Here is a 25,940-nt window from a genome sequence, read left to right as displayed (position 1 = left end):
CTGCATCCACCGAAGAATGCAAAGCCTGCACACACTTCACGGCGCCAGGCAGGAGTAGGCTTGGGGCTTTCCTGCCGGGAGGGGTTGTCCATGCGTGTGCGTGCCGTCGCTGTAGCCATTGCCCTTTGCCTGTCCAGCACCGTGCTGGCCGCCGATACCCCGCCGATGACCCCGGACATCAGCGGCAAGCCCTTCGTTGCCCCCGATGTCGGTCGTGACTACGACAAGCGCGTGGTGATGGTGCCGATGCGTGATGGCACCAAGCTGTATACCGTGATCGTGGTGCCCAAGGGTGCCCGCAACGCGCCGATCCTGCTGACCCGCACACCTTACGATGCCGCTGGCCGCGCCAGCCGCAGTGATTCGCCACGCATGCGCGACCTGCTGCCGCAGGGCGACGAGGTGTTTGTCGACGGCGGTTACATCCGCGTGTTCCAGGACATCCGCGGCAAGTACGGCTCCGAAGGCGATTACGTGATGACCCGGCCGCTGCGCGGGCCATTGAACAACACCCAGGTCGACCATTCCACCGACGCCTGGGACACCATCGACTGGTTGGTGAAGAACGTGCCGGAGAGCAATGGCAAGGTCGGCATGCTCGGCTCGTCGTACGAGGGCTTCACCGTGGTGATGGCGCTGACCGACCCGCACCCGGCACTGAAAGTGGCCGCACCACAGAGCCCGATGGTCGATGGCTGGATGGGTGACGACTGGCTCAACTACGGTGCGTTCCGCCAGGTCAACTTCAACTACTTCGCCATGCAGACCGAGAAGCGCGGCAAGGGTACGCCGCTGCCCAGCCTCGGCTACGACGACTACAGCACCTTCCTGCGCATCGGCTCGGCAGGCGACTACGCGCGTTTCACCGGCGTGGACCAGTTGACCTGGTGGAAGAAGCTGGTCGAGCATCCGGCCTATGACGGCTTCTGGCAGGGCCAGGCGCTGGACGCGGTGATGGCAAAGACACCGCTGAAGGTGCCGACCATGTGGCTGCAGGGCCTGTGGGACCAGGAGGACATGTGGGGTGCCAACCACGCCTATCAGGCGATGGAAGGACGCGATAGCGGCAACAACCGCAATTACCTGGTGATGGGGCCGTGGCGACACAGCCAGGTGAACTACAGCGGCAGCGAACTGGGTGCGCTGAAGTTCGACGGCGATACCGCGCTGCAGTTCCGCCGCGACGTGCTCAAGCCCTTCTTTGACCAGTACCTGGTGGATGGCGCGCCGAAGGCCGATACGCCACCGGTGCTGATCTACAACACCGGCGAAAACCACTGGGACCGCTTGAAGGGCTGGCCGCGCAGCTGCGACAAGGGCTGTGCTGCCAGCAGCAAGCCGCTGTACCTGCGCGCCGGGGGCAAGCTGGCGTTCCAGGCACCGGCGGCGGGCGAGGGCGACTTCGAGGAGTATGTGTCCGATCCGGCCAAGCCGGTGCCGTTCGTGCCGCGCCCGGTACGTTTCGGTGACCGCGACATGTGGACCACCTGGCTGGTCAAGGACCAGCGCTTCGTCGATGGTCGCCCGGACGTGCTGACCTTCATCACCGAACCGCTGGCCGCGCCGCTGCGCATCGGCGGCACGCCGGTGGTTCACCTGCAGGCCTCGACCAGTGGCACCGACAGCGACTGGGTGGTGAAGCTGATCGACGTGTATCCGGACCAGGAAGCGTCCACGCCGGAGATGGGTGGCTACGAGCTGCCGGTGTCGCTGGCGATCTTCCGTGGCCGCTACCGCGAGAGCTTCAGCGATCCGAAGCCGCTGGCCGCCAACCAGGTGCTGCCGTATCGCTTCGATCTGCCCAACGCCAACCATACGTTCCAGAAGGGCCACCGGGTGATGGTGCAGGTGCAGTCCAGCCTGTTCCCGCTGTACGACCGCAATCCGCAGACCTACGTGCCGAACATCTACCTGGCCAAGCCAGGCGATTACCAGAAGGCCACGCAGCGCGTGTGGCACAGCGCTGCGCAGGCCAGCTACATCGATCTGCCGGTGTATTGAGGCCCGCAGGGTGGCGCCGGGCCGTGCCTGGTAGCACGTGGTAGTGCCGGCCGCTGGCCGGCATCCGCAATGGCGCAGGAGCGTGTCGACCAAGGTCGACACCTGCCAGGGCCCGGGCCTTCAGCCCACCTTCGACGGGCCCGTGCGCCAGCGGCTGGGGACCAGGCCGAAGCGCTTGCGGAACGCGGCGGCGAAGTTGCTGGGGTGGCGGTAGCCGCTGGCGGCGGCAGCCTGCTCGACGGTCCATCCGTTCTCGCGCAGGCCCTGTTCGGCATGGCGCATGCGCTGCTCATGCAGGTAGTCGAACACCGAGCTTCCATATTGCTGGGCAAAATGGCGGCGCAAGGAACTCGGACTCATACAGGCCAGCTGGGCCAGTTCGATCAGGCTGTGGGCATGGCTGGGGTCGTCATGCAGGTAGCTGCGCACGCGCTCTAGCCGCTCGCGCTGGCCGGCGCGCAGCGTGCGTACATGCTCGGTCTGCATATCCTGGGCCTGCAGGCCGACGGCCAACACCTGCAGGGCCACGCCTTCGCGCCACAGCGCATCGATGTCGTCTTGCCAGGGGCTGTCGAACAGTTGGGCGAGCGTCGGCAGCATCGCGTGCGGAATGGCCCAGTGGCGGCACTGCAGAGGGGACTGAAGGATCCGTTGCAGTGCCGGCAGGCGCAGCATGTCCACGTCCAGATCGGCCGGTACGCTCAAGCTGACCCCGCGCAGGTGGCTGCCACCAGGATGCAGACCGGCCATGGAAACAGGTTCATGGTGACTGGTGGTCATGCCTGTGCCGGCGCGCAGGGTGAAGCCCTTGCGACGAGGAAACTGGACATCCACTTCGCCCTGCAGCATCAGGCGGATGGTCAGGCCGGCATCGTGCACAGCGGTGGCCGTATAGGTAAAGCGGTTGTGCACGTCCGAGGCGATCAGGCCCAGGCCACCGCGCAGTGACTGTTCGTGGACGTCGCCACGCCCTGCCCATTGGTCGTCGCGCAGTTCACTCCCTTCGATCCGGTAGTCGTAGCCATGGCGTTCGCCGAACTGGCGGTAATCAGCAAAAGTGAAATATCGGGACATCGCTCTGCGCAAACACAGGTTGAATTGAATGTGTCGAAGAATCTGGAAGCGTTTCCCATTGTCGCCGCGATTCGCGCGCTTTTGACTTCGATAAGGTCAAAACGATTTGCGATTACGGCCAAAGTGAAAAAGCAGAAGAACATACGCCGGCGTTTTGCACGCATATCCGTACGCAATTCCATACATAAACTGCAGTTGAGGTTTCATGGCTGGAACGATCTGGAGATGCGATGTCAGCCCGGCCATCACGGGCGCGCGCGTAAGGTAGGTAGGTTGGCTATTGCAGGCCACTTCGATACCCCCGCATTTGGAGAACGCAGATGATTGACTACCAGCTCACCGGCAAGACCGCGATCGTGACCGGCGGCGTGTCGGGCATCGGCCTGGCCGTGGCCCAGACGCTGGCCGCATCCGGTGCCCGTATTTCGGTCTGGGACCTCAAGCAGGATGCAGTGGATGCCACCGTGGCGCAGTTGCGCAGCACCGGCACACAGGCCATCGGCATCGCGCTGGACGTCACCGACGACGCGGCGGTGGAGGCAGCGGTGCAGCGCACGATCAAGGAACTCGACGGCCTGCACGTGGCGGTCAACAACGCCGGCATCAGCGGGCCGGCCGCCGCCAGCGGTGACTATCCTATCGATGGCTGGCAGCGCGTGATCGATGTCAACCTCACCAGCGTGTTCCTGTGCCAGCGTGCGCAGATCCAGGCCATGCGCGCGGCCGGCACGGGCGGCAGCATCATCAACATGGCCTCGATCCTGGGCCAGGTGGGCTATGCCGGTTCCACTGCGTACGTGGCGGCCAAGCACGGCGTGGTCGGGCTGACCCAGACCGCCGCCTGGGAGCATGCGGCCGACGGCATTCGTGTCAACGCGGTCGGCCCGGGCTTCATCAGCACACCGCTGCTGGAGAAGATGGACCCGAAGGTGCGCGCCACGCTGGAAGGGCGGCACGCGTTGAAGCGGCTGGGTACGCCGGAGGAAGTGGCCGCATTGGTAGCCTGGCTGGCCAGCGACGATGCCTCGTTCGCGACCGGCACGTACTACGCCATCGATGGTGGCTACCTCGCGCAGTGAGCGAATGCGGCCCGCAGATCCACGCCATGCGTGGATGAAAGCGGGCGGTGAAGAAGGCGTGCCATGGCCTTCACCGCCGTCCCACAATCGCCGCGCGACGCTGCGGGAAAATTCCGGAGCTTGCCCATGGAACTCACCCAGGATGTCTCCATCCTGCTGCGCGTAGCCGCAGCGATGCTGTTCGGCGGTGTGCTCGGTGTCGAGCGGGAAATGGGCAAGCACGCCGCCGGCCTGCGTACGCACATGCTGATCGCAGGGGCCGCCGCGTTGATCGTCGGCCTTGGCGACTCGGTGGCCGAGCATTTCCAGCAGGAGCGTTACCGCGACCTGCTGCAGGTTGATCCGGTGCGCCTGATCGAAGCGGTGGTGGCCTGCGTCGGCTTCGTGGCCGCTGGCACCATTCTGCGCGGCTCACGCGAGGACCAGGTCAGCGGCTTGACCACCGCCAGTTCGCTGATCATGGCGGCGGCGATCGGGATTGCGGTGGGGATCAGCAAGTACGTGATCGCCATCGGCGTGAGCGTGCTGTGCGTGCTGGTGCTGGCGGTGATGCGGCGGTTGGAGAAGAAGATCTAAGGGGTTGAGGGAGTGGGATCAGAGTCCCTTCGGGGGATCTGATCGTGATTCCAAGGCGGAGTTGAAGCAGTCAGGTCTGCTGCGAAGTGTTGCGCTGCAGGATGGCCAGTGCTCTGGCCAGCATCTGGTCAGGAACATCCGTCGTAGCGCCGTACAGATCTGCGATTCCCACTTCAACGCAGGAACAGATCAGGTCATTCAACTCCTCGTGCTTGTCTGTGGCGATCTGCCCCAACAGAGATGGCGGCAATGGATCGCCTCGACCCGCGATCTGAAGCTCTGAGCCTGCCTGATCCCAGTCTGGCAGGGCCATGGGTTCGCCCGAATCCGGATATGCGCGCAGGTGGGCGATGAGCGCATCCAAGCCTGCATGATTGAGAAGGTTCGCTTCAGCGTAACCGGCCAGGCAGTCAGCTGCCTGTTGCTGCATGGACTGCAGGTCGCGGGTGGGGGCGAGTGTCATTCGTGTACCAGAGATGGGGCAGGATCCAGTGTGGTGGATGCGCGCCACTGTCTCAACCGTCTTAATGGTCGTACCAATAATTGATTCTAGCCCTATGGTCTAATAGGCTCTTCGCGCAATCAGCGGTTCAATCTGCGTCCAGTGGCTCCATAAATCCATTATTGGTACGACCAATAATGCTGTAGCCCATGACCGCCCACCCCTGCGGTGTTGAACCCGTCCCCCAGTCGAGAGTCTTCATGCAGCCCTGGCAACACCTGTACGACCCCGCCGGCAACCTGTGGTTGTCGAGCCTGATCGCGCTGCTGCCGATCGCGTTCTTCTTCGTTGCCCTGGCCGTGCTGCGCATGAAGGGCTGGCTGGCCGGCACGATCACCGTGGCCATCGCACTCGGCGTGGCCCTGTTGTTCTACCGCATGCCGTTGCCCCAGGCGCTGGGCGCGGCTGGCTTCGGCTTCGTCTACGGCCTGTGGCCCATCGCGTGGATCATCATCGGTGCGGTGTTCCTCTACAAAGTTTCGGTCAAGACCGGGCAGTTCGACATCATCCGCGCTTCGATCCTGTCGGTGACCGAAGACCAGCGCCTGCAGATGCTGATGGTCGGTTTCGCCTTTGGCGCCTTCCTGGAAGGCGCGGCCGGTTTCGGTGCGCCAGTGGCGATCACCGCGGCGCTGCTGGTCGGGCTGGGCTTCAAGCCGCTGTATGCCGCCGGCCTGTGCCTGATCGTCAACACTGCGCCGGTAGCGTTCGGCGCGATGGGCATTCCGATCATCGTGGCCGGGCAGGTCACCGGCCTGGATGCATTCGAGATCGGCCAGATGGCCGGCCGCCAGCTGCCGTTCCTGACCATCATCGTGCTGTTCTGGATCATGGCGATCATGGATGGTTGGCGGGGTATCAAGGAGACCTGGCCGGCGGTGCTCGTTGCGGGTGGTTCGTTCGCCATCGCGCAGTACCTGACCTCCAACTTCATCGGCCCGGAGCTGCCGGACATCACCGCCTCGCTGGCGTCGCTGGTGTGCCTTACCCTGTTCCTGCGCCGCTGGAAGCCGGTACGGATCTTCCGTTTCGACACCGAAACCAGCGCCGAGGCGGCCGCACAGACGCTGGAGGCACCGCGCCACAGCGTCGGCCAGATCGCCAGGGCATGGTCGCCGTTCCTGATCCTCACCGCGATGGTCACGCTGTGGAGCATCAAGCCGTTCAAATCGCTGTTCGCGGCGGATGGCCCGCTGGAAGGCTGGGTGCAGAAGATCCCGGTGCCGGGCCTGGATCAGCTGGTGCAGAAGATGCCACCGATCGTGGATGCGCCGCTGAGCTATGAGGCGGTCTATAAATTCGACTGGTTCTCGGCCACCGGTACCTCGATCATCCTGGCTGCGTTGATCGCCATCATCGCGCTGCGCATGCCGGCCCGTTCGGCGCTGCAGACCTTCGGCGAGACCGTGCGTGAGCTGCGCATGCCGATCTACTCGATTGGCATGGTGCTGGCGTTCGCCTTCATCGCCAACTACTCGGGACTGTCTGCCACGTTGGCCCTGGCGCTGGCGCATACCGGCGACGCGTTCCCGTTCTTCTCACCGTTCCTGGGCTGGCTCGGCGTGTTCCTGACCGGTTCGGACACCTCGTCCAATGCCTTGTTCTCGGCACTGCAGGCCACCACCGCACAGCAGATCGGCGTGTCCGACGTGCTGCTGGTAGCGGCCAACACCACCGGCGGTGTCACCGGCAAGATGATCTCGCCGCAGTCGATCGCCATTGCCTGCGCGGCGGTCGGCCTGGCCGGCAAGGAGTCGGATCTGTTCCGCTTCACGGTCAAGCACAGCCTGATCTTCACCACGATGGTCGGCCTGATCACCCTGGCCCAGGCTTACTGGCTGACCTGGATGATTCCCTGAGCCATGCGCGGCTGGCCGACCACCCGCTGCGCGCTTCGGGCCACAATGGCGCCATGAGCACGCAACGTATTTCGGACAAGGTGGCCGCGCAGCTGCGCGGCCTGGTGCAGGAACAACGGCTGCAGCCGGGTGACCGGCTGCCCGCAGAGCGCACCCTGGCGGTGCAGCTGGGGGTCTCGCGCACGGCCTTGCGCGAGGCCATCGCGCAGCTGGCCAGCCAGGGCCTGCTGACCGCACGCGTCGGTGGCGGCACCTACGTGGCCGAGCCTGCGGCACGCGCGCGGCAGGCGCTGGATGAACCGCTGGCGCCGTACCTGCCGCTGTTCCAGGGCGACCCGGAATACCGCTTCGACGTGCTGGAGATCCGCCACGCGCTGGAAGGTGCCACCGCCTGGCATGCGGCGCTGCGTGCCACTGACGAGGACCGCACGCGCATCGCGCAGGCCTTCCAGACCATGATGGACGCGCACGGCAAGGACGACCCCACCGGCGAGGCGGAGGCCGACGCGGCCTTCCACCTGTCCATCGCCGAGGCCTCGCACAACCTGGTCCTTCTGCAGGTGATGCGCGGCCTGTTCGAACTGCTGCAGACCAACATCTCGCAGAGCCGCGAAAAGCTCTACACCTCGGCGAGGACCTTCTCGCCGCTGTCCGACCAGCACCGCGAGATGATGGATGCGGTGCTGGCCGGCGACCCCGAACGCGCGCGCGCCGCCGCGCATGCCCACCTCGAGTTCGTGCACACCACGCTGCGCACCCTCGATGACAACGAAGCCCGGCGTGCGCGGGCCTCGCGCCTGCCTTCCCCCCACGGTTGACCCCATGATCATCTCCGCCTCCACCGATTACCGTGCTGCTGCCGAACGCCGGCTGCCGCCGTTCCTGTTCCACTACATCGATGGCGGCGCGTATGCCGAGCACACGCTGAAGCGCAACGTTTCCGACCTGTCCGACATCGCGCTGCGCCAGCGCATCCTGCGCAACATGTCCGACCTGAGCCTGGAAACCGAGCTGTTCGGCGAGAAACTGGCGATGCCGGTGGCGCTGGCGCCGGTCGGGCTGACCGGCATGTATGCGCGGCGCGGCGAGGTACAGGCGGCGCGCGCGGCCGACGGCCGTGGCATTCCATTCACCCTGTCCACGGTGTCGGTGTGCCCGATCGAGGAAGTGGCACCGGCCATCCAGCGGCCGATGTGGTTCCAGCTGTACGTGCTGCGCGACCGCGGCTTCATGCGCAACGCGCTGGAGCGGGCGCAGGCCGCAGGCGTGACCACGCTGGTATTCACCGTGGACATGCCGGTGCCGGGCGCGCGCTACCGCGATGCACACTCGGGCATGAGCGGCCCGAATGCCTCGCTGCGCCGTATCGGCCAGGCCATCACCCATCCGCACTGGGCGTGGGACGTGGGCCTGTTCGGCCGCCCGCATGACCTGGGCAACATCTCCACCTACCGCGGCAACCCGACCGGGCTGGAGGACTACATCGGCTGGCTGGGCAGCAACTTCGATCCGTCCATTTCATGGAAGGACCTGGAATGGATCCGCGAGTTCTGGAAGGGGCCGATGGTGATCAAGGGCATCCTCGACCCGGATGACGCGCGTGATGCGGTGAAGTTCGGTGCCGATGGCATCGTGGTCTCCAATCACGGTGGCCGCCAGCTGGACGGTGTGCTGTCCACCGCACGCGCACTGCCGGCGATTGCCGACGCGGTACAGGGCGATCTGAAGATTCTCGCCGATTCGGGCATCCGTACCGGCCTGGACGTGGTGCGCATGCTGGCGCTGGGGGCCGATACCGTGCTGCTGGGGCGTGCCTTCATCTATGCGCTGGCCGCGCAGGGCGAGGCCGGCGTGGCCAACCTGCTGGACCTGATCGCCAAGGAAATGCGCGTGGCGATGACCCTGACCGGTGCGCGCCGCATCGCCGACATCGGCCGCGATTCGCTGGTCAGCCTGCCATGAGCGGCCACGACGCCGTGCTGGCACAGTTGCGCGATGCGGTCGGCAATCGCCATGTACTGACCGGCGACAAGGCCACGCGGCGCTTCCGTCGCGGCTACCGCTTCGGCGATGGCCCAGTGCTGGCGGTGGTGCGACCGGGGACGCTGCTGGAACTGTGGCGCGTGCTGCAGGCAGCGGTGCAGGGCGGCGCCGCGATCATCCTGCAGGCGGCCAACACCGGGCTGACCGGTGGCTCGACCCCGGACGGCGATGACTACGGCCGGCCCATCGTGCTGGTCAGCACGCTGCGCCTGACCGGCATCCAGCTGTTGAACGAAGGCCGCCAGGTGCTGTGCCTGCCCGGTGCGACGCTGGACCGGCTGGAGCAGACGCTGGCGCCACTGGGCCGCGAACCGCATTCGGTGATCGGCTCGTCCTGCATCGGCGCCTCGGTGCTGGGCGGCATCTGCAACAACTCCGGTGGCGCGCTGGTGCGTCGCGGCCCGGCCTACACCGAGCTGGCGCTGTATGCGCAGGTCGATGCGCAGGGCCAGTTGCAGCTGGTCAACCATCTCGGCATCGCGCTGGGTGATACGCCCGAGCAGATCCTGCAGCGCCTGCAGGCCGGTGACTACACGGCCGCCGACGTGGGCGATGGCGACGGCCGTGCGGCTTCCGATCCACGCTATGCCGAGGAAGTACGCAAGGTCGATGCCGATACCCCCGCACGTTTCAACGCCGATCCCAGCCGCCACTTCGAGGCGGCCGGGTCCGCGGGCAAGCTGGCGGTGTTCGCGGTGCGCCTGGACACCTTCGAAAAGGAGGCCGCCGAAGTCTTCTACATCGGCAGCAACCGCACCGACAGCCTCACCGCGATCCGTCGCCAGCTGCTGACCGGCTTCGAGCGCCTGCCGATCGCGGGCGAGTACATTCACCGCGATGCCTATGACATCGGCGAGCGCTACGGCAAGGACAGCTTCCTGCTGATTGATCGCCTCGGTACCTCCCGTGTGCCCGCGGCGTTTGCATTGAAGAGCCGCGTCGATGGCTGGTTCGAACGGCTGGGCCTGCGCGGGGTGACCGACCGGGTGATGCAGGTGCTGACCGGCCTGCTGCCCTCGCACCTGCCAAAGCGCATGGGCGAGTTCCGGCAACGCTATGAGCATCACCTGTTGCTGAAGGTCTCTGCCCAGGACGCTGCGGAAACCGAGGCCTGGTTGCGCGGGTTCTTCGCCGGGCACGAAGGCGGCTATTTCCACTGCACGGCCGAGGAGGGACGCAAGGCGTTCCTGCATCGCTTTGCCGTGGCCGGTGCCGCAGTGCGCTACCGTGAAGTGCATCGTGACCAGGTGCAGGACATCGTCGCGCTGGACATCGCGCTGCGCCGCGACGATACGGATTGGTTCGAGCAGTTGCCGGCCGATATCGACGGCCGCCTGCTGCACAAGCTGTATTACGGGCACTTCCTCTGCCACGTGTTCCACCAGGACTACATCGCCCGCAAAGGTGAAGACCCGATGGCGATCGAGCATGCGATGTGGGCATTGCTGGACCAGCGGGGCGCCGAGTATCCGGCCGAGCACAATGTCGGCCACCTGTATCCGGCCAAGCCGGCGCTGGCGGGCTTCTACAGGCAGCTGGACCCGAGCAATACGTTCAATCCCGGTATCGGCCAGACCTCGAAGGCCAAGGGGTGGGGTGGCTGCGACTGCGGATGATGTAGAGCCGAGCCTATGCTCGGCTGCTCTTCCTGATAAACAGCAGTCGAGCATGGCTCGACTCTACAAAAATGATGGCGGGCAACGGTTACCATCGGAAGCCCAACCGCAGGAGCCGTCCATGCCCACCGCTGCCGCCCGCGCCACCCTGTGCACTGCATTGCTGGCGATCCCGCTGCTGGCGCTGGCCCAGAGCGCGATCCTGCCGCAGCAGCGCGATGTCGCCGGCAACGTGATGGAGCCGCTGGGACAGGTACTGATCGCGAATGAGACCGGGCCTTCGGGGCTTTATGACTGCACGCGGGACGGCAACTGGTGCGTACGCGTGCAGCCGGTTGCCGAGGAGGGTGACCGGCCGAGCGTGCTGGAAGTGCTTGAGAAGGGGCCGGGCCAGGGCAAGCCACACACCTACCACGTCAGCATCGACGTGCCGCAGGAAGCCGACCTGTCACTGTGGCCGTGGATCGTGCGCCTGGCGCCGGGCGTGGGCAGCGACGAAACAGTGACCGACCCGCAGCAGCGCGCCCGCCAGAATGTGCTGGTGGGCGGCATCGTCAAGTTCAGCACCATGTACTCCGGTGGAGGGGCCGACGCGTCCACGCTGCAGTTGGCACGCGTGCGCCACCTGCAGGACGACATCCAGGTGGACGACGACGTGCTGACCGTGCCATGGCTGGGCAATGCGATGATCCGCGCCTGTTTCAGCGAGCAGGACATGAAGCAGCGCGCAGGCGCCTGCCACGACGAATACGGGTTCTCGGCCAAGCTCGGGCTGGATCCGGTGGCCGAGGGCATGCCGGTGCTGCGCTACCAGACCGTGGCGACCCGGTTCCCGGCCGGTGTTTCGCGCTTCGAGGATTCGCTGGCCAAGGGCCCGCTGAAGAAGAAGGACCTGCGCACCGAACAGGACCCGGCGTGCAGCTACACGCGGCTGTTCCGCTTCAGTGATGGGGTGTTCCACCCCGACCAGGCGCTGCCGGACTGCGCGGGGTATACCGAACCCTGACATGTAGCGTCGAGCCATGCTCGACTGGGGTTTTCTGTAGAGCCGAGCCTGCGCTCGGCTGTCACGGAAGCGCAGCCGAGCGTGGGCTCGGCTCTACAGCGCCTACTCGCAGCGGGTGGCGGTGATGATGTTGTCCTTGTCCACGTACACGCGCAGGCGATCCTGGCGGATGTCCTTGGTGGTGATGGTGCTGGGGCCGATCGGGTTGACCAGCCCGGCGCCGCTCTCGCTGGACAGGCGGCGGATGTTGGGCTCATTGGCCGGCTGGCCGATTGCCCAGCCCAGCTGGCTGGCATCGCAGTGGCCGGTACCCTTGACCTGCGGGCCAGGGGTGCTGACGCAGGCCGACAGCAGCAGGGCCGACGCAGGCAGTAGCAGGGACAGACGGAAGGCGGACATGCGAGCGCTCCTGCGCAGGGAAGATGGGCGGAACGATAGCACCCGTCGCGCGAAAGGCGTCAGCACTCCGGTCATTGCCGGCACAGCGTGGTCATTGCATAGTGGCAGGGATGGCTGGCAGCACGCCAGCGGGCAGGCCGGGCCTTTCCGGTGCAGGTGTTGGATACGCTATGACGGCAGGCAGTTTGCGCGACAAGCGCAGGGCAAGAAGGGTACTGGCAGTGTCGGTGCTGGGCGTGGCGTTTGCCGCCTCTGCCATCGAGCCGGCGCCGGACGCCGTTGCGGAAGCGCCGGTGTTCGGTGCCTGGCGCAACCTGCAGACCGAGGCAGGCTACGCACCCGCTCAGCGCAACCTGGCGTTCGCGATGCTGCCGCAGGCCGCCACCCGCGGCGATCGATTCGCCATTGTCGATCGTGAGGGCAAGCGCGCGGTGTGCTGCCTGCAGGTGGCCAGCCCGTCGCTGGGCGTGGCCGCACTGCGCGAGCAATACCACCTGCCACAGGCCTGGGTGACCGACCTCAGCAATGGCCGCAGCCCGGCACGCCCCTACCTGCCGCATGTCTATGCGATGCAGCGCGTGGATGAACTGGCCGACTATGGTTTCACCGATGTGCCGGGGGCCTACAGCGACCTGGGTGGGCTGCTGATTCCCGAAGGTGCCGCGCTGGAGGCCGATGGCAGTGCCGTGCGCCTGGGGGATGACCGCTATTCCCTGCATTTCCAGCGCCAGCCGCACGCCGAAGATGATGGCGCGCTGGACCGCTACACCTTGCAGGCGGGCGAGGGCGTGGCCCCGATCGTGGTTGAAGTGCCGTTCGGCACCTACTGATTGCAGCACCGCGCTGGCTAGAATGCAGCGCGGCGCCGCCTGCCGTGCCTGTTCCGTGAGTCGCCGCCGTGTCCCTGCGCCCGTTGCTGCTGTCGCCCCTGCTGCTGTTGTCCGCCTGTGCGAGCGCGCCTCCGCCGCCCGCCCATTCCGATGCGCTGTGGCGCCTGATCGAGCGTGACTGCCAGGCAGCTGACGGCCCGCGCGGCAGCTGCCTGCGGGTTGAGACGGCAGCCGGCCGCCGTGACGTGCTGGTCAAGGATGCACACGGTGACTACCAGTTCCTGCTGATGCCGCTGGACAAGGTAAGTGGCATCGAGAGCCGCGGTCTTTACCAGCGTGGGGCGCCCAACTATTTCGCGGCCGCCTGGCAGGCGCGCGCGCACACCGAACAGGCCCTGGGCCAGCCATTGCCGCGCAACGTGGCCAGCCTGGCGCTGAACTCACCGCACGGACGGTCGCAGCAGCAGTTGCATATCCATGTCGATTGCCTGCGCACGGACGTGCTGCAGGCCCTGGATGCACACGCCGGCAGCCTGGGGCCAGGCTGGTCACCGTTGCCGGTGCTTCTGCGCGGGCATCAGTACCAGGCCTATCTGTTGCCCGGTGCAGAAATGACCGCCAATCCGCTCAACCTGCTGGCCTATGGCCTGAGCGGCGTGGGCGATGTGGGCCAGTGGAGCCTGGTGGTGGCCGGACGCGATGACGTGCAGGGCGGCCCCGGCTTCATCCTGCTGGCCACCCGCGTGGATGCCGCCAGCGGCAACGATGCCAGCGGCGAAGAACTGCAGGACCACGCCTGCACGGTGCTGACCGGCGCGGGTGCGGCACTGGAGCGGGTGCGCTAGCCGATCCGCTGCAGATTGCTGCGCCACGCCGGCGCGGTAAGCGCCAGCAGCTGGCGGTCATGCCATCCCTCGGCGTCCAGGTGGTAGTCGCGCAGGATGCCTTCGCGCATGAAGCCGTGGGCCTGCAGTGCCTGGGCGAAAGGGGTGGTGCAACCCGGTGGCAGTAGGACGAAGATGCGATGCAGGCCGACATTGTCGAACAGGAACGGGCACAGCGCGCGCAGTGTGGCCTGTGGATGCGCGTTGCGGTGCTGCAGCGACTACAGTTCTGCGCAGCGCGAATGCAGCGACTGCAGGCGGACATGCAGCTGGTCGTGCAGGATGCCCTGCGCGTCGTCGAACACGCCCAGTACCAGCAGATCGTTGTCTTCCTGTAGGCGTGAACGATGGACGCTGGCGAGGAAGCGGGCCTCTTCATCAATGCCGTAGGACGGCCGTTGGCCGCGCTGGCGACGGTCGTCGAAGGTGCGCCAGCGCGGCAGATCGGTGCGCTGGAACGAACGCAGGGTGATGGGTGTTGCTTGTAGGTGCAGCAGGTGGCGGCGAAGGACGGGGCGCAGCGGGGCGAGGTGGGTGTAGGTGGCGCGGTTGGTCATCCATGCACGATGCGTATCGGAAAAGCGCCAGACCATGCAATTCATTGCAAAAGTGTGGCGGTGCCGTGGGTCCGTCTGATTCGGTTCAGGCATAAGCCCATCAGGGCTGGTCATTTCCGTTGAAACCACCCATTCAGGACACTTTCGTTACGGGATCGTTATGTGCCGCACAGGCCACGGCTCCCCCGTACCACCCGCCCACTCCCCCAGGAAGCCCATGTCCGCCTCCCACAAGGCGTTGCGCCCGCGTCCGCTGGTGCTCGCGCTGTCGTCCCTGATGCTGGTCTCGCTGCCGGCCTTCGCGCAGGAAAGCGCACCCACCACATTGCAGGAAGTGAAGGTCACCGGCTCGCGCATTCCCCGTGCCAGTGTCGAGGGGCCCTCGCCGGTGACGGTGATCAGCCGCGAGCAGATCGATGCGCAGGGCTACCGCAACGCCTTCGACGCGCTGAGCGCGCTGACCGAGAACACCGGCAACGTGCAGGGCGAGGACTTCGGCAATACGTTCACGCCGGCCGCCAACACCATCAACCTGCGCGGACTGGGTCCGAACCGCACGCTGGTGCTGGTCAACGGCCGCCGCCAGGCCGACTACCCGCTGGCCTACGAGGGCTCGGTGAATGTGGTCAACCTGGCCAACATTCCCAGCGCCCTGATCGAGCGCATCGAGGTGCTCGCTGCGGGTGCGTCGGCGGTGTATGGCTCCGATGCCATCGCCGGCGTGGTCAACATCATCCTCAAGGACCGTTTTGAAGGCGTGGACGTGAACGTGCGCGCCGGCGGCACCCAGCAGGGCGGGGGTGACAACCAGCGCGCGCAGGTGGTCGGTGGCAGTTCCGGCGAGCGTTGGGATGCGCTGTTCGGCTTCGAGTTCGACGTGCGCAAGGCGATCCACGCGCGCCAACGCGACTTCATGGATTCACTGGACGATGATCCGGCCGGCTAGGCGCCGCAGGCAACGGCGATCGCCTATCGCCGCAACGCCGCCACCGGCCGCAACATCGATCCGGGCGTGAGCGGCTGCGACGCAGCGTCGGACATTTATGGCGGCAGCGTGTTCCGTGCCAGCAACCCGCGCCTGGGCTGGTACTGCGGCAGCAACGAGGCCGCGGCCAGCTACTGGACGGTGCAGACCGAGAAGCGCAACCTCAATGGCTATGGCCTGGCGACCTTCCACCTCAACGAGACCACCGACCTGTTCGCCGATGTCGCCGTGGGCAGCGCGCGCATTTACAACAACACGCGCGCGCCGACCTGGACCTCGGCGCGCAACTACTTCTACAACCAGAACAGCGGGAACCTGGAGAGCTGGTACCGCCGCTTCGCGCCGGAAGAAATCGGTGGCCTGCCGCGCAATGCCAACCGGTTCCTGGAAAACTCGTGGTCGTTCAACGTGGGCGCACGCGGCCAGATCGGCGACAGCGGCTGGGACTACGAGGCGGTCTACAGCCGTTCGCGCTACGAGAACCGCACCCGTCGCCCGGTGCTGCTGGCCGGCATCAACGAGTACCTGCTGGGCCCGAAGCTGGGCGTGCGCAATGGCGTGGAGGTCTATGCGCCGGACCCGGTGCGCCTGTTCAAGCCTTTGACTCCGAACGAGTACGAGGGCCTGTCCGACTATCAGGAAAGCCGCAACGCGGCGTGGCTGCAGACCTTCAGCGCCAGCATCAATGGCCGCCTGTTCGCACTGCCGGGCGGCGATGCTGCGCTGGCGGCGGTGGTCGAGGCCGGCAGCCAGGGCTACCGCAACCGCCCGGACCCGCGCCTGGGCACCGGCGAGTTCTGGAACACCAGCGCCGGTATCGGTGCCGGCGGTGATCGTGATCGCTATGCGGCCGGCGTTGAACTGCAGTTGCCGCTGCTGCAATCGCTGACCACCACGCTGGCCGGCCGCTACGACCAGTACCGCGCAGGCGGCGAGCACATCGGCAAGGCGACCTGGAGCTTCGGCGTCGAGTTCCGCCCGATCGAGAGCCTGTTGATCCGCGGCTCTGCCGCGACCAGCTTCCGTGCGCCGGACATGAACTACGTGTTCGCCACCGAGACCCGCGGCTACAACCCGGGCATGACCGATTACTGGCGCTGCCGTACTGCGGGCCAGTCGTACGACAACTGCGACTACAACGGCCTGTCGATCGACTATAGCAACCGTGCCAACGCACAGCTGCAGCCGGAAACCGCCAAATCCTATGGGTTCGGCGTGGTCTGGTCGCCGCTGTCCGGGCTGGATTTCAGTGCTGACTACTACGACATCCGCATCGACAATGAGGTCACCAGCCTCGACACCAGCCGTATTCTTCGTGATGAAGCCGATTGCCGCCTGGGACGCACGTTGGGTGGCGAAGCGCGCGATATCGGTTCACCGCTGTGCCAGGACGCGCTGTCGCGGGTGATCCGCAACCCGTCCAATGCCACGGTGCAGCCGGACCAGGTAACCCGCGTGCTGATCAATCCGATCAACGCGGCCTCCGAGTCGGTGCGCGGCCTGGACCTGAAGGGCAACTGGCGCTTCGACGCCGGCCGCTATGGCCGCTTCACCACGCGCCTGGCCTATACCGTGGTGCTGGAGCACAAGTACCGGCAGTTCTCCGATGATCCGGAGCGTGACATCCGCAATTCACTGGATGACTACCAGTGGCGCAGCAAGGCCAATGGCAGCATCACCTGGAACCAGGGTGACTGGACCACCACGCTGTACGGCAATCGTTTCGGTTCACTGCCGAAGACCGATGGCAGTGGCCGCATCGCGCCGTACATGACCTACAACGCCAGCGTGTTCCGCCAGTTCGGCGAGAACCTGTCGGTGGGCGTGATCGTCAACAACCTGCGTGACAGCCGCCCGCCGGCGGACAGGAACGGGGGCGGCTGGCCGTTCTACCCGGTCGGCAACTACGACCCGTATGGCCGCCAGTACTGGCTGCAGCTGGACTACCGGTTCCGCTGATCGGGCGGGCAGACAGAAGGCCCGGCAATGCCGGGCCTTCTGCTGTCTGGACACCGCGGTGATGGCGCGCGCCGGTCGGCTAGGGCAGCGCCTGTTGCAGGTACGACTCGATGACGTAGCTGAAGGGCTGCTGCTGGCGATCGCGCAGCAGCGCGCGCACTTCCAGGACCACGCCGTCGTCGCCTTCGCCACGCGGTGGCCAGAACGTCTGGTCGGCCAGTGTCTGGCGCTGGAAGCCGAGCGGGCCGACCACGCGGCCAAAGGGTTCGTCGGTGCTGTCCAGCACCTGGTTCATGGCCTGGCTGAGATGGTCCGGCAGGTACCAGTTGTCGGCCTCGGAGAGGACGCGGCTGCCACAGACCAGCTGTACCCGGCGGTAGCGCAGCGCGGTGCCAGGCTGCGTCGCACCCAGCGCCTGCAGCACATCGGCGGGGGCAGGCTTGTCCTGGCCATGCACACGCACGGCGCGCACCCGCGCCTGTTCGGCCAGGCCGTGTTCGGCGCACCAGTGTTCCAGGGTGGCGGTGGCGCTCTGCCCGGACAGCACACGCTGGTGCAACCGCTCGACGAGGGCAGCCGATGCGATGCGCTGTTGGCCCGGCGGCGCCTGCAGCGGCGCGGTGGCGGCCGTATCGGCGGCGGACAGGCTGGCCATCGGGGCAGCAGCGAGCAGGGACGCGGCCTGCCAGCGGCGGAGGCGATCGTGGCGGTCGGACGGGCCCATGCGGCATCACAGCGGAAACAGGCGCCCATGTTACCCGTTCAGGCGTGTGCACGGCGTGGCTGCGACCGGTTGTCGCACGGTAATCATCGTTCTGGTGAATGCGTGCCATCCAGATATTTCGTTGGCCGATGGCAGCGCCGGCGCTCAGGATGGCGCCATGGCTTGGCTTTCCCGGAGTTTCCGATGACGCTTCAGTTCGTCCATGGCGGTGTAGATCGCTACGGCGCGCCACTGCATTTCCATGTCCGTGACGGCCGCATCAGTGGCCTCAATGGCGAGGCTACGCCGGCCGACGGGGCGGAATGCGTCGACCTGCAGGGCTTCGCGGTCCTGCCCGGGCTGGTCGACGGCCACATCCATCTGGACAAGAGTTTTGTCGGCGACCGCTGGCACCCGCACCAGCCGGTGAACAGCCTGCGTGAGCGGTTGGCGGTGGAGAAGGCCGCAGTAGCGGGTGCCGCTCCGATGGTGGACCGTGCCGAGGCCTTGATCCGCCAGTGCAGCCGCTTCGGCACGGTGGCCATGCGCTGCCACGTCGACATCGACGGCAGCACGGGTCTCGGCCATCTCGAAGCGGCGCGCGAGGCGGCGCTGCGCTGTGCCGACCTCATGCGCATCCAGTTGGTAGCGTTCCCGCAGGCCGGGGTGATGTCCTGTCCGGGTACCGCCGCCGTGCTTGAGCAGGCCCTTGCAGCGGGCGTGGAGGTGCTGGGAGGCATCGACCCGACCACGCTGGATGGCGATGCTGAGGGCCAGCTGGCACTGCTGTTCGGCCTGGCCGAGCGCTATGGCGTGCGCCTGGACATCCACCTGCACGAGCCCGGCGAAACCGGACTGGCCCAGTTGCTGCGCATTGCCGCGCGGACCCGGGCCGCTGGCCTGCAGGGGCGGGTGGCGGTCAGTCATGCCTACTCGCTGGGCGACGTGCCGCTGGCGCGCGCGTTGCAGGTGGGCGAGGCGCTGGCCACGGCGGGTGTGGCGATCATGAGCAACGCGCCGGGTGATCATCCATTTCCGCCTTTGCGCGCACTGCATGATGCGGGCGTGCGCGTGTTCGCCGGCAACGACAACATCCGCGACTGCTGGTGGCCTTACGGCAACGGCGATCTGCTGCAGCGGGCGATGCTGCTGGGCTATCGCTCGGGCTTCTACACCGATGCCGACCTGATGCTGGCGCTGGACATGGTCACCACCCACGCCGCGCAGGTGATCGGCGTGCCGCAATACGGTCTTGTGGAAGGGCATCCGGCCACTTTCGTGGCCGTGCGGGCCGATCATGGCCCGGCGGCCGTGGCCGCAGTGCCGGTGGAGCGCCGCGTAGTGGTGGATGGCCGCTGGCTGTAGATCCAGGCCGCACCAACCTCTGTAGCGCCGAGCCATGCCCGGCGGCTTTCAGGCGTAATCGTCGGCGCGGGTAGCGACGAATTCTTCCAGCCACGCCAGCAGATGGGCGATGTCGATGACCTCGCCCTGCTCCACGCGCTTGAGCAGCAGGGTGCCGGCGCCGATCTGCAGGCTGCTGTCGGCATAGCGCAGCACCGCGTCGATGCCCCAGGCATCGGTAACCTGCATCCAGGCCAGGCCTGGCACGCGCTGGGCCAGGGTGTCACCGAGCGCCACGCCCAGGGCTTCCCAGCCGCCGCAGTCGTCACGATCGATCAGCTCGGCATCGACCACGCGCTGCAATGTGCTGGCGGCCAGCGGCCATTGCACCGGCAACGTCGGGAAGCTGGCGGCCACGCGCGCGGCGATCAGTGCACGCTGGTGCTGCAGGTGCGTCTGCAGGGCTGCAGGCAGGGGATCGAAGCGCGTCGGGGGTTGGTCGGACATGGCGAGGCGCCGTGGAGCACGGAAGCAGGGGGCACTGTACGAGGCCATGATGCCTGCCGTGCGGCAAGATTGATCAGATATCGATGATCAATGCGCGTAAGGCATCCACGCGTGGCGTGGACCTACCGTGGTCAGTCCGGCTCGCGCTGCACCTGCCGCCACAGCTCGCTGGCCAGTGCCCGCACCGCACCATCGGCATCGGCATCGGCACGATGCAGCAGGCCGATTTCGTAGTTGTCGATCACCGGCAGCCCACGCTCGCCATCGATGATGCGGTGCTCGCGGGTGACTGCACGGCGCGGCAGCAGGCTGATGCCGATGCCATCGGCCACCGCGCCCAGGATGCCGCTCAGCGACGAACTGGTGAAGGCAATGCGCCAGCGCAGGCCCAGCGCTTCCACGGCATGGATCATCTCGTCGCGGTACAGCCCTCGCGGCGGGAAGGTGACCAGTGGCAGCGGGTCCTGCAGGAGGCAGCTGCTGCGCAGGCTGTCGATCCAGTGCATCGGCTCGCGCCGGCAATGCACCGCCTGGCGGCTGTTGCGGCGCTGCTTGACCAGCACCAGGTCCAGCTCGCCGTGGTCGAAGCCCTGTGCCAGGTCACGGCTCAGGCCGCTGCTGATCTCCAGCTTCACCTGCGGGTGGCGGCGGCTGAAGGCGGCCAGCATGCGAGTGGTTTGCGGGTTGACGAAGTCTTCGGGTACGCCGATGCGGACCGCGGTCTCCACCATCGCGCCGGCCAGCGCCTGGGCCATTTCCTCGTTCAGGTCGAGCATGCGCCGCGCGTAGCCGAGCAGGGTGTGGCCGGCGTCGGTGGGGTGCACATCGCGGTGGCCGCGCTCGAGCAGGCGATGCCCGGCCAGTTCCTCCAGCCGCCGCACCTTCTGGCTGACCGTGGACTGGGTCGAATGCAGGCGCGTGGCCGCCGTGGTGAAGCTGCCGCAGTCGGCCACCATCACCAACGCCCGCAGCAGGTCCAGTTCGAACAGGGTTCTATTCGATTTGGCACTGTCTTGCATTTGAACATTTCACTTCTGGATACCCAGGCCGACTTCTACCATGCGGGGCAGGGGCCGGCAATGCGCGGCCCCTGCGACCATCGCCCTACGGCGATGGAGAAAAGGAGACAACGTGATGCGCTTCCATTGCCCCGCTGGCTGGCCTGCACCGTTCACGCGCGTGCTGCTGTGGTGTCTGCTGGCCATGGTCGCCCCTGCCTGCACTGCTACGTCCAGGGCCGACGCAGACGCGCGCCTGCGTGATGCCGCCAGCCGCGGCGATGCCGGGGCGGTGCGCGGAGCACTGGCCGATGGTGCTGATCTGGAGGCGCACGATGGCCAGGGCCGTACGGCGCTGCTGCTGGCCACGCAGGGCAACAACGTGGATGCGGCGCGCGAACTGATCGAGGCAGGGGCGGACGTCAATGCCAAGGATGCGCTGCAGGACAGTGCCTACCTGTATGCCGGCGCGCGCGGCCTGGATGAGATCCTGGCGATGACCCTGGCGCACGGCGCCGATCTGCGCAGTACCAACCGCTATGGGGGCACTGCGTTGATTCCGGCCGCCGAGCGCGGCCACGTCAGCACCGTGCGCATGCTGCTGCGTGCAGGTGTGGCGGTGGACCACGTCAACCGCCTGCACTGGACCGCGCTGCTGGAAGCGATCCTGCTTGGCGACGGTGGCGAGCGCCATGTGCAGATCGTGCAGCTGCTGCTGGAGGCCGGTGCCGACCCGGAGCTGGCCGACGGCGATGGCGTAACGCCACTGGCGCACGCGCGCCAGCGTGGCTATGCCGGTATTGAAACCCTGCTGCGCCAGCACGGCGCGGCGCGCTGAACCGCTACTCCTTCCACCCGCACGCTGGCCGTGCCCACCAGGATGCTGTCCATCATGTTCCGTTCCCGCCTGTTGCCCCTTGCCATCCTTCTTGCGGTGGCGCCGCTGTCGGCATCTGCTGCCGAGCGCGCCGACCTGCTGATCCGCAATGCCACCGTGGTCGACGTCGAGCACGCCAGCACGCTGGCCGGGCAGAGCGTGGTGATCCGCGGCGAGGACATCGTCGCGGTGGGCCCGGACGCGCAGCTGCGCAGCCAGTGGAGCGCGGCCCGCCAGATCGATGCCAAGGGCAAATACCTGATCCCGGGGCTGTGGGACATGCACGTGCACTTCGGGGGTGGCCCGGCGCTGATCGAAGAGAACAAGGCACTGCTGCCGCTGTACATCGCGCACGGCATCACCACCGTGCGTGACTGCTCCGGCGATCTGCCCGAGCAGGTGCTGCAGTGGCGTGGCGAGATCGCCAGGGGCACACTGTTCGGCCCGCGCCTGCTCAGTTCCGGCGCGAAGATCGAAGGCATCAAGCCGGTGTGGAAGGGCACGATCGAAGTGGGCAGCGAGGCCGACGTCGACAAGGCGATCACCCGACTGCAGCACGACAAGGTCGATTTCGTGAAGATCACCGACAGCACGCTGAAGCCGGATCTGTTCCTGTATTCGGCCAGCGCCGCGCGCAAGGCCGGCTTCAAGGCCTCGGGCCACATTCCGATGGCGCTGACGGTGGAGCAGGCGGTCGATGCCGGCCTGGCCTCGATCGAGCACCTGGACTACGCATTCAAGGCCGGCAGCAGGGACGAAGCGCAGATCGCCGCCGACTTCGGCGCCGGCCGCATCGACCGCGCGGAAGCCAACCGCCGCCTCGACGCCAGCTTCGACCGTGACACCGCGATGCACGCCTACCGTGATTTTGCCAAGCGCGGCGTATTCGTGACCCCGACCCTCAACGGTGGCCGTATCCTCGATTTCCTGGACCAGGATGACCACGCCAACGATCCGTACCTGGCCTACATCGGCCCGGGCCTGCGCGCGACCTACCAGTGGCGCGTGGACCGCGCCGCGAAGGCGACGCCGGCACAGATCGAGGCGCGCCACGCGCAGTACCACCAGGTGGCGGCCGTGCTGCCGTTGCTGCAGGAGGCGGGCGTGACGATCATTGCCGGCACCGATGCGGGCTTCCTCAACTCGTTCAACTTCCCGGGCATCGCCCTGCACCAGGAACTGCAGCTGTTCGTGAAGGAGGGCCTGAGTGCGCCGCAGGCGCTGTCGGCCGCAACCCGTTCCGGCCCGGCCTGGTTCGGCCAGATGGACCGCTACGGTGGTGTCGCGCAGGGCAAGGCCGCCGATCTGGTGCTGCTGACCGCCAACCCGCTGCAGGACATTGCCGCTACCGAGAAGATCGACAGCGTGATCCTGCGCGGCAACGTGTATGACCGCGCCGCGCTGGACAAGATGCTGGCCGACACCAAGGCCAAGGTCGCAGCGTGGAACGCCGAGGCTGCGAAGGCGCAATGATTGGCAGGGTCGCATCCCTTCCCAACGGGAAGGGCTCTGACCCTGTGGTCTTGAACGAAATCCACGCCATGCGTGGATGATGCGGCCGGTGACCTAGCGCGGTGCCGGCCGCATGCCGTGCAGCTGCGGCAACGCAGCCTTCATCGCATCGATGAAGGCGCGCAGCCGTGGCGGCTGCTGGCGCGCGGCAGGAAACACGACGTGGACCGGCAGTGCCGGCGCCTGCCAGTCCGGCAGCAGCTGCACCAGCCGCCCTTGTGCGAGGTCGTCGGCCACCAGCCAGGCCGAGACCACCACTGCGCCCAGCCCGGCGCGTGCAGCCTGCTGTACCACGAACAGGTTGTCGCTGAGCAGGCGCGGGCTGATTGACAGCGTATGCGCCCGGCCCTGCGCATCATGCAGCAGCAGGCGTTCGCGGTAGTAGGTGACCAGCGAGATCCACGGCAGTGACTGTGCCTGTTCCGGCGTACTGACCGCCGTGGCGTCCACCAGCGAGGGCGCTGCCACGACGATGCGCGGCACTTCCGCGAGCGGCAGTGCAACCATGCGCGGTTCGTCGACCGGGCCCACCCGGACCGCGCAGTCGATGCCTTCGGCGATGAAGTCCGGGCGGCGATCTTCCAGGATCCACTCCAGGCTCAGCTGCGGGTGCTGGGCAAGGAATGCGAGCATGGTCGGCAGCAGCTGCGCCTGGCCAAAGGCGTGCGGCACCATCACCCGCAGGCGTCCGCGCAGCGTTTCCGGTTCGCCGTTCAGCTCGGCCTGCAGCGACTCCCATTCGTCGACCACGCGCTGCGCATGACGCTGGCAGCGCAGGCCGTCCTCGGTCAGTTGCAGGCCATGGGTGGAGCGCTGCAGCAGGCGCAGGCCGAGCTGCCGCTCCAGTGCCTGCAGGCGTCGGCTGACCGTTGGCTGGGTGGTGCCCATCTGCAGGGCCGCAGCAGACAGGCTGCCGGCATCGACAATGCGCAGGAAGGTGCGCAGCAGATCCAGGCGATCAGCGCCGGTGGCCAGGTCATTCATGCGTGTGGCGTATGAAAGATATGTACCAGAGCCTACTACAGACGTTTGGCGAATACAGGCAGGATACGCCCACTTCCTCTACCGGGCTCCCCCATGTCTACCTCCTCGCTGTCTGTTGCGGCCGCACCGGCGACCGTGCCTTCCGCCCCATTGGTGCTGGCGATGGCGGCCGGTGCCGGCTTCTCGGTCGCGTCGCTGTATTACAGCCAGCCCATGCTGGGCCTGATCGCCCAGGACCTTGGCGCCGGTGAGCGCGCCGCCGGCCTGGTGCCAACCCTGACCCAGCTCGGCTACGCGCTGGGCATCCTGCTGCTGGCACCGCTGGGCGACCGCTTCGACCGCCGCCATCTGATCCTGTTGAAGTCCGCGCTGCTGGCGCTGGCACTGGGCGCCGCCGCGATGGCCGGGCACCTGCCGGGCCTGCTGATGGCCAGCCTGCTGGTCGGGCTGATGGCAACGCTGGCACAGGACATCGTTCCCGCCGCTGCGGTGCTGGCACCGGATGCGCAGCGCGGCCAGATCGTCGGCCGGGTGATGACCGGCCTGCTGCTCGGCATTCTGTTGTCGCGGGTGGTCAGTGGCGTGGTGGCTGAAGCGTGGGGTTGGCGCACGCAGTTCGTGCTGGCGGCGGTATCGGTGGCGGCGATGGGCGCGGTGATGGCGCGTGCACTGCCGCGTTTCGCGCCGACCAGCACGCTGCGCTATCCGGCGTTGCTGGGTTCATTGCTGGCGTTGTGGCGTGAGCAGCCGCAGCTGCGCCGTGCAGTGGCCAGCCAGTCGCTGCTGGCGGTCGGCTTCAGTGCGTTCTGGTCGACCCTGGCGCTGATGCTGCATGCACGTCTGGGCCTCGGCAGTGCTGCGGCGGGTGCGTTTGGTATTGCGGGTGCGGCCGGTGCATTGGCCGCGCCGTTTGCCGGCCGTTTCGCTGATCGACTGGGGTGCCATGCGGTGGCACGGCTGGCGATTGCGGTGGCGCTGCTGGGCTTCGGCCTGCTGCTGGCCGAAGGCTGGTTGCCGGCCGCCGCGCTGCTGCCGTTGCTGGTGGTGAGTGCGCTGCTGTTCGACTTCGGCTTCCAGTCGGCGCTGGTGGCGCATCAGACCCTGGTGTACGGCCTGGTGCCGCCGGCACGCAGCCGGCTCAATGCGCTGTTGTTCACCGGCATGTTCATCGGCATGGCCGCCGGTGGTGCGCTGGGCAGCCTGGCGCTGGCGCAGTGGGGGTGGCACGGCGTGGCCTGGCTGGCGGTGGTGTGTGCGGGCGGCAGCCTGCTGCTGCGTTTGAAGTAAGGGGGGGCGTTCGGCAGGGCTTGCAGCCCTGCACCTGCTGGGAGCCACAGCAACATCAACATCAACAGCGTGGATTCCGTGGGGTGGTGGGGCGGGGGGGGGGGGGGGGGGGGGGGGGGCCGGGTGCGGGGCGGGGGGGGGGGGGCGGTTCTGCGCGGCGCGTTGGGCTGGCGGGGCGCGGCCCCCGCCCGCCTGCCGCCCCGCCGCCCCGCCCCCCCCGCCCCCCCCCCCCCCCCCCCCCCCCCCCCCCCCCCCCCCCCCCCCCCCCCCCCCCCCCCCCCCCACCACCCCACGGAATCCACGCTGTTGATGTTGATGTTGCTGTGGCTCCCAGCAGGTGCAGGGCTGCAAGCCCTGC

General features: G+C 67.1%; 21 protein-coding genes and 2 pseudogenes. 15 read left to right on the top strand and 8 right to left on the bottom strand.

What is annotated here, in order from left to right:
• Positions 1-90: 90 nt before the first annotated feature.
• Complete coding sequence (locus tag RCF13_RS17705) at positions 91-2,001, top strand: CocE/NonD family hydrolase (protein WP_134968670.1); 1,911 nt, start codon at positions 91-93, stop codon at positions 1,999-2,001.
• 120 nt (positions 2,002-2,121) lie between these two features.
• Here RCF13_RS17705 and RCF13_RS17700 read toward each other — a convergent pair whose 3' ends face one another.
• Positions 2,122-3,075, bottom strand: a complete 954-nt coding sequence (locus RCF13_RS17700) for an AraC family transcriptional regulator (RefSeq protein WP_049414561.1) — start codon at positions 3,073-3,075, stop codon at positions 2,122-2,124.
• Positions 3,076-3,395: 320 nt separating this feature from the next.
• On the opposite strand from RCF13_RS17700, the gene RCF13_RS17695 reads away from it, so the two are divergent.
• Both RCF13_RS17695 and RCF13_RS17690 read left to right on the top strand, forming a co-directional pair.
• A complete protein-coding gene (locus RCF13_RS17695) occupies positions 3,396-4,154 on the top strand; it encodes an SDR family NAD(P)-dependent oxidoreductase (protein ID WP_072167469.1) in 759 nt (252 codons plus the stop codon).
• Positions 4,155-4,280: 126 nt separating this feature from the next.
• On the top strand, positions 4,281-4,730 hold the full coding sequence (locus RCF13_RS17690; protein WP_049422814.1) for an MgtC/SapB family protein: 450 nt from the start codon (positions 4,281-4,283) through the stop codon (positions 4,728-4,730).
• A 70-nt stretch (positions 4,731-4,800) separates the two neighbouring features.
• On the opposite strand, the gene RCF13_RS17685 is transcribed toward RCF13_RS17690, so the two are convergent.
• Positions 4,801-5,193 (bottom strand): hypothetical protein, encoded by a 393-nt coding sequence (locus tag RCF13_RS17685; protein ID WP_049422813.1) that lies wholly within the window; start codon positions 5,191-5,193, stop codon positions 4,801-4,803.
• A gap of 239 nt (positions 5,194-5,432) precedes the next feature.
• On the opposite strand from RCF13_RS17685, the gene lldP reads away from it, so the two are divergent.
• The 5 genes from lldP (at position 5,433) to RCF13_RS17660 (ending at position 11,756) form a co-directional block, all read left to right on the top strand.
• Positions 5,433-7,091, top strand: coding sequence for an L-lactate permease (gene lldP / locus RCF13_RS17680; RefSeq protein ID WP_134968669.1), 1,659 nt, complete (start codon positions 5,433-5,435; stop codon positions 7,089-7,091).
• A 53-nt stretch (positions 7,092-7,144) separates the two neighbouring features.
• Positions 7,145-7,909, top strand: a complete 765-nt coding sequence (gene lldR / locus RCF13_RS17675; RefSeq protein WP_012480578.1) for a transcriptional regulator LldR — start codon at positions 7,145-7,147, stop codon at positions 7,907-7,909.
• A gap of 4 nt (positions 7,910-7,913) precedes the next feature.
• Positions 7,914-9,053 carry an FMN-dependent L-lactate dehydrogenase LldD gene (gene lldD / locus RCF13_RS17670; RefSeq protein WP_134968668.1) on the top strand — a complete coding sequence of 380 codons (1,140 nt, stop codon included), beginning with the start codon at positions 7,914-7,916 and terminating at the stop codon, positions 9,051-9,053.
• Entirely contained in the window at positions 9,050-10,750 is a 1,701-nt protein-coding gene (dld, locus tag RCF13_RS17665) for a D-lactate dehydrogenase (RefSeq protein WP_134968667.1), read from the top strand. The genes lldD and dld overlap by 4 nt, the downstream gene beginning before the upstream one ends.
• Positions 10,751-10,871: 121 nt before the next feature.
• Positions 10,872-11,756: a hypothetical protein gene (locus RCF13_RS17660; RefSeq protein WP_134968666.1), complete on the top strand. Its 885-nt coding sequence runs from the start codon at positions 10,872-10,874 to the stop codon at positions 11,754-11,756.
• Positions 11,757-11,858: 102 nt separating this feature from the next.
• Here RCF13_RS17660 and RCF13_RS17655 read toward each other — a convergent pair whose 3' ends face one another.
• Positions 11,859-12,155: a hypothetical protein gene (locus RCF13_RS17655; RefSeq protein WP_005417035.1), complete on the bottom strand. Its 297-nt coding sequence runs from the start codon at positions 12,153-12,155 to the stop codon at positions 11,859-11,861.
• A gap of 170 nt (positions 12,156-12,325) precedes the next feature.
• Between RCF13_RS17655 and RCF13_RS17650 the strand changes: the two genes are divergently transcribed.
• Positions 12,326-12,985 carry a hypothetical protein gene (locus RCF13_RS17650; RefSeq protein ID WP_061479106.1) on the top strand — a complete coding sequence of 220 codons (660 nt, stop codon included), beginning with the start codon at positions 12,326-12,328 and terminating at the stop codon, positions 12,983-12,985.
• 68 nt (positions 12,986-13,053) lie between these two features.
• The gene (locus tag RCF13_RS17645; protein ID WP_231352164.1) at positions 13,054-13,830 is read left to right on the top strand and encodes a CDP-diacylglycerol diphosphatase; all 777 of its coding nucleotides are present in this window, start codon (positions 13,054-13,056) and stop codon (positions 13,828-13,830) included.
• On the opposite strand, the pseudogene RCF13_RS17640 reads toward RCF13_RS17645, so the two are convergent.
• Positions 13,827-14,462 (bottom strand): annotated as a pseudogene (locus RCF13_RS17640) (GNAT family protein). The gene RCF13_RS17645 and the pseudogene RCF13_RS17640 sit on opposite strands and share 4 nt — an antisense overlap.
• A 181-nt stretch (positions 14,463-14,643) precedes the next feature.
• Between RCF13_RS17640 and RCF13_RS17635 the strand changes: the two are divergent.
• A pseudogene (locus RCF13_RS17635) lies at positions 14,644-17,370 on the top strand (TonB-dependent receptor).
• A 79-nt stretch (positions 17,371-17,449) separates the two neighbouring features.
• On the opposite strand, the gene RCF13_RS17630 reads toward RCF13_RS17635, so the two are convergent.
• Positions 17,450-18,094: a hypothetical protein gene (locus RCF13_RS17630; RefSeq protein ID WP_231352163.1), complete on the bottom strand. Its 645-nt coding sequence runs from the start codon at positions 18,092-18,094 to the stop codon at positions 17,450-17,452.
• A 183-nt stretch (positions 18,095-18,277) separates the two neighbouring features.
• Between RCF13_RS17630 and RCF13_RS17625 the strand changes: the two genes are divergently transcribed.
• The gene (locus RCF13_RS17625; protein ID WP_134969241.1) at positions 18,278-19,438 is read left to right on the top strand and encodes an amidohydrolase family protein; all 1,161 of its coding nucleotides are present in this window, start codon (positions 18,278-18,280) and stop codon (positions 19,436-19,438) included.
• A 48-nt stretch (positions 19,439-19,486) separates the two neighbouring features.
• Here the strand turns inward: RCF13_RS17625 and RCF13_RS17620 are convergent, their stop codons facing one another.
• The gene (locus tag RCF13_RS17620) at positions 19,487-19,924 is read right to left on the bottom strand and encodes a DUF3806 domain-containing protein (protein ID WP_061479111.1); all 438 of its coding nucleotides are present in this window, start codon (positions 19,922-19,924) and stop codon (positions 19,487-19,489) included.
• A 131-nt stretch (positions 19,925-20,055) separates the two neighbouring features.
• Positions 20,056-20,943, bottom strand: coding sequence for a LysR substrate-binding domain-containing protein (locus RCF13_RS17615; RefSeq protein ID WP_308141401.1), 888 nt, complete (start codon positions 20,941-20,943; stop codon positions 20,056-20,058).
• 115 nt (positions 20,944-21,058) lie between these two features.
• On the opposite strand from RCF13_RS17615, the gene RCF13_RS17610 reads away from it, so the two are divergent.
• Both RCF13_RS17610 and RCF13_RS17605 read left to right on the top strand, forming a co-directional pair.
• Positions 21,059-21,760 (top strand): ankyrin repeat domain-containing protein, encoded by a 702-nt coding sequence (locus tag RCF13_RS17610; RefSeq protein ID WP_134969243.1) that lies wholly within the window; start codon positions 21,059-21,061, stop codon positions 21,758-21,760.
• Between the two features lie 54 nt (positions 21,761-21,814).
• The gene (locus RCF13_RS17605) at positions 21,815-23,272 is read left to right on the top strand and encodes an amidohydrolase family protein (RefSeq protein ID WP_134969244.1); all 1,458 of its coding nucleotides are present in this window, start codon (positions 21,815-21,817) and stop codon (positions 23,270-23,272) included.
• Between the two features lie 93 nt (positions 23,273-23,365).
• On the opposite strand, the gene RCF13_RS17600 is transcribed toward RCF13_RS17605, so the two are convergent.
• Entirely contained in the window at positions 23,366-24,295 is a 930-nt protein-coding gene (locus RCF13_RS17600) for a LysR family transcriptional regulator (RefSeq protein WP_134969245.1), read from the bottom strand.
• Between the two features lie 93 nt (positions 24,296-24,388).
• Between RCF13_RS17600 and RCF13_RS17595 the strand changes: the two genes are divergently transcribed.
• The gene (locus tag RCF13_RS17595; protein ID WP_134969246.1) at positions 24,389-25,582 is read left to right on the top strand and encodes an MFS transporter; all 1,194 of its coding nucleotides are present in this window, start codon (positions 24,389-24,391) and stop codon (positions 25,580-25,582) included.
• Positions 25,583-25,940 lie beyond the last annotated feature (358 nt).

The sequence above is a fragment of the Stenotrophomonas maltophilia group sp. RNC7 genome, from assembly GCF_030910085.1.
Lineage (GTDB): Bacteria > Pseudomonadota > Gammaproteobacteria > Xanthomonadales > Xanthomonadaceae > Stenotrophomonas > Stenotrophomonas sepilia.
This window is presented reverse-complemented; position numbering and strand designations above follow the sequence as displayed.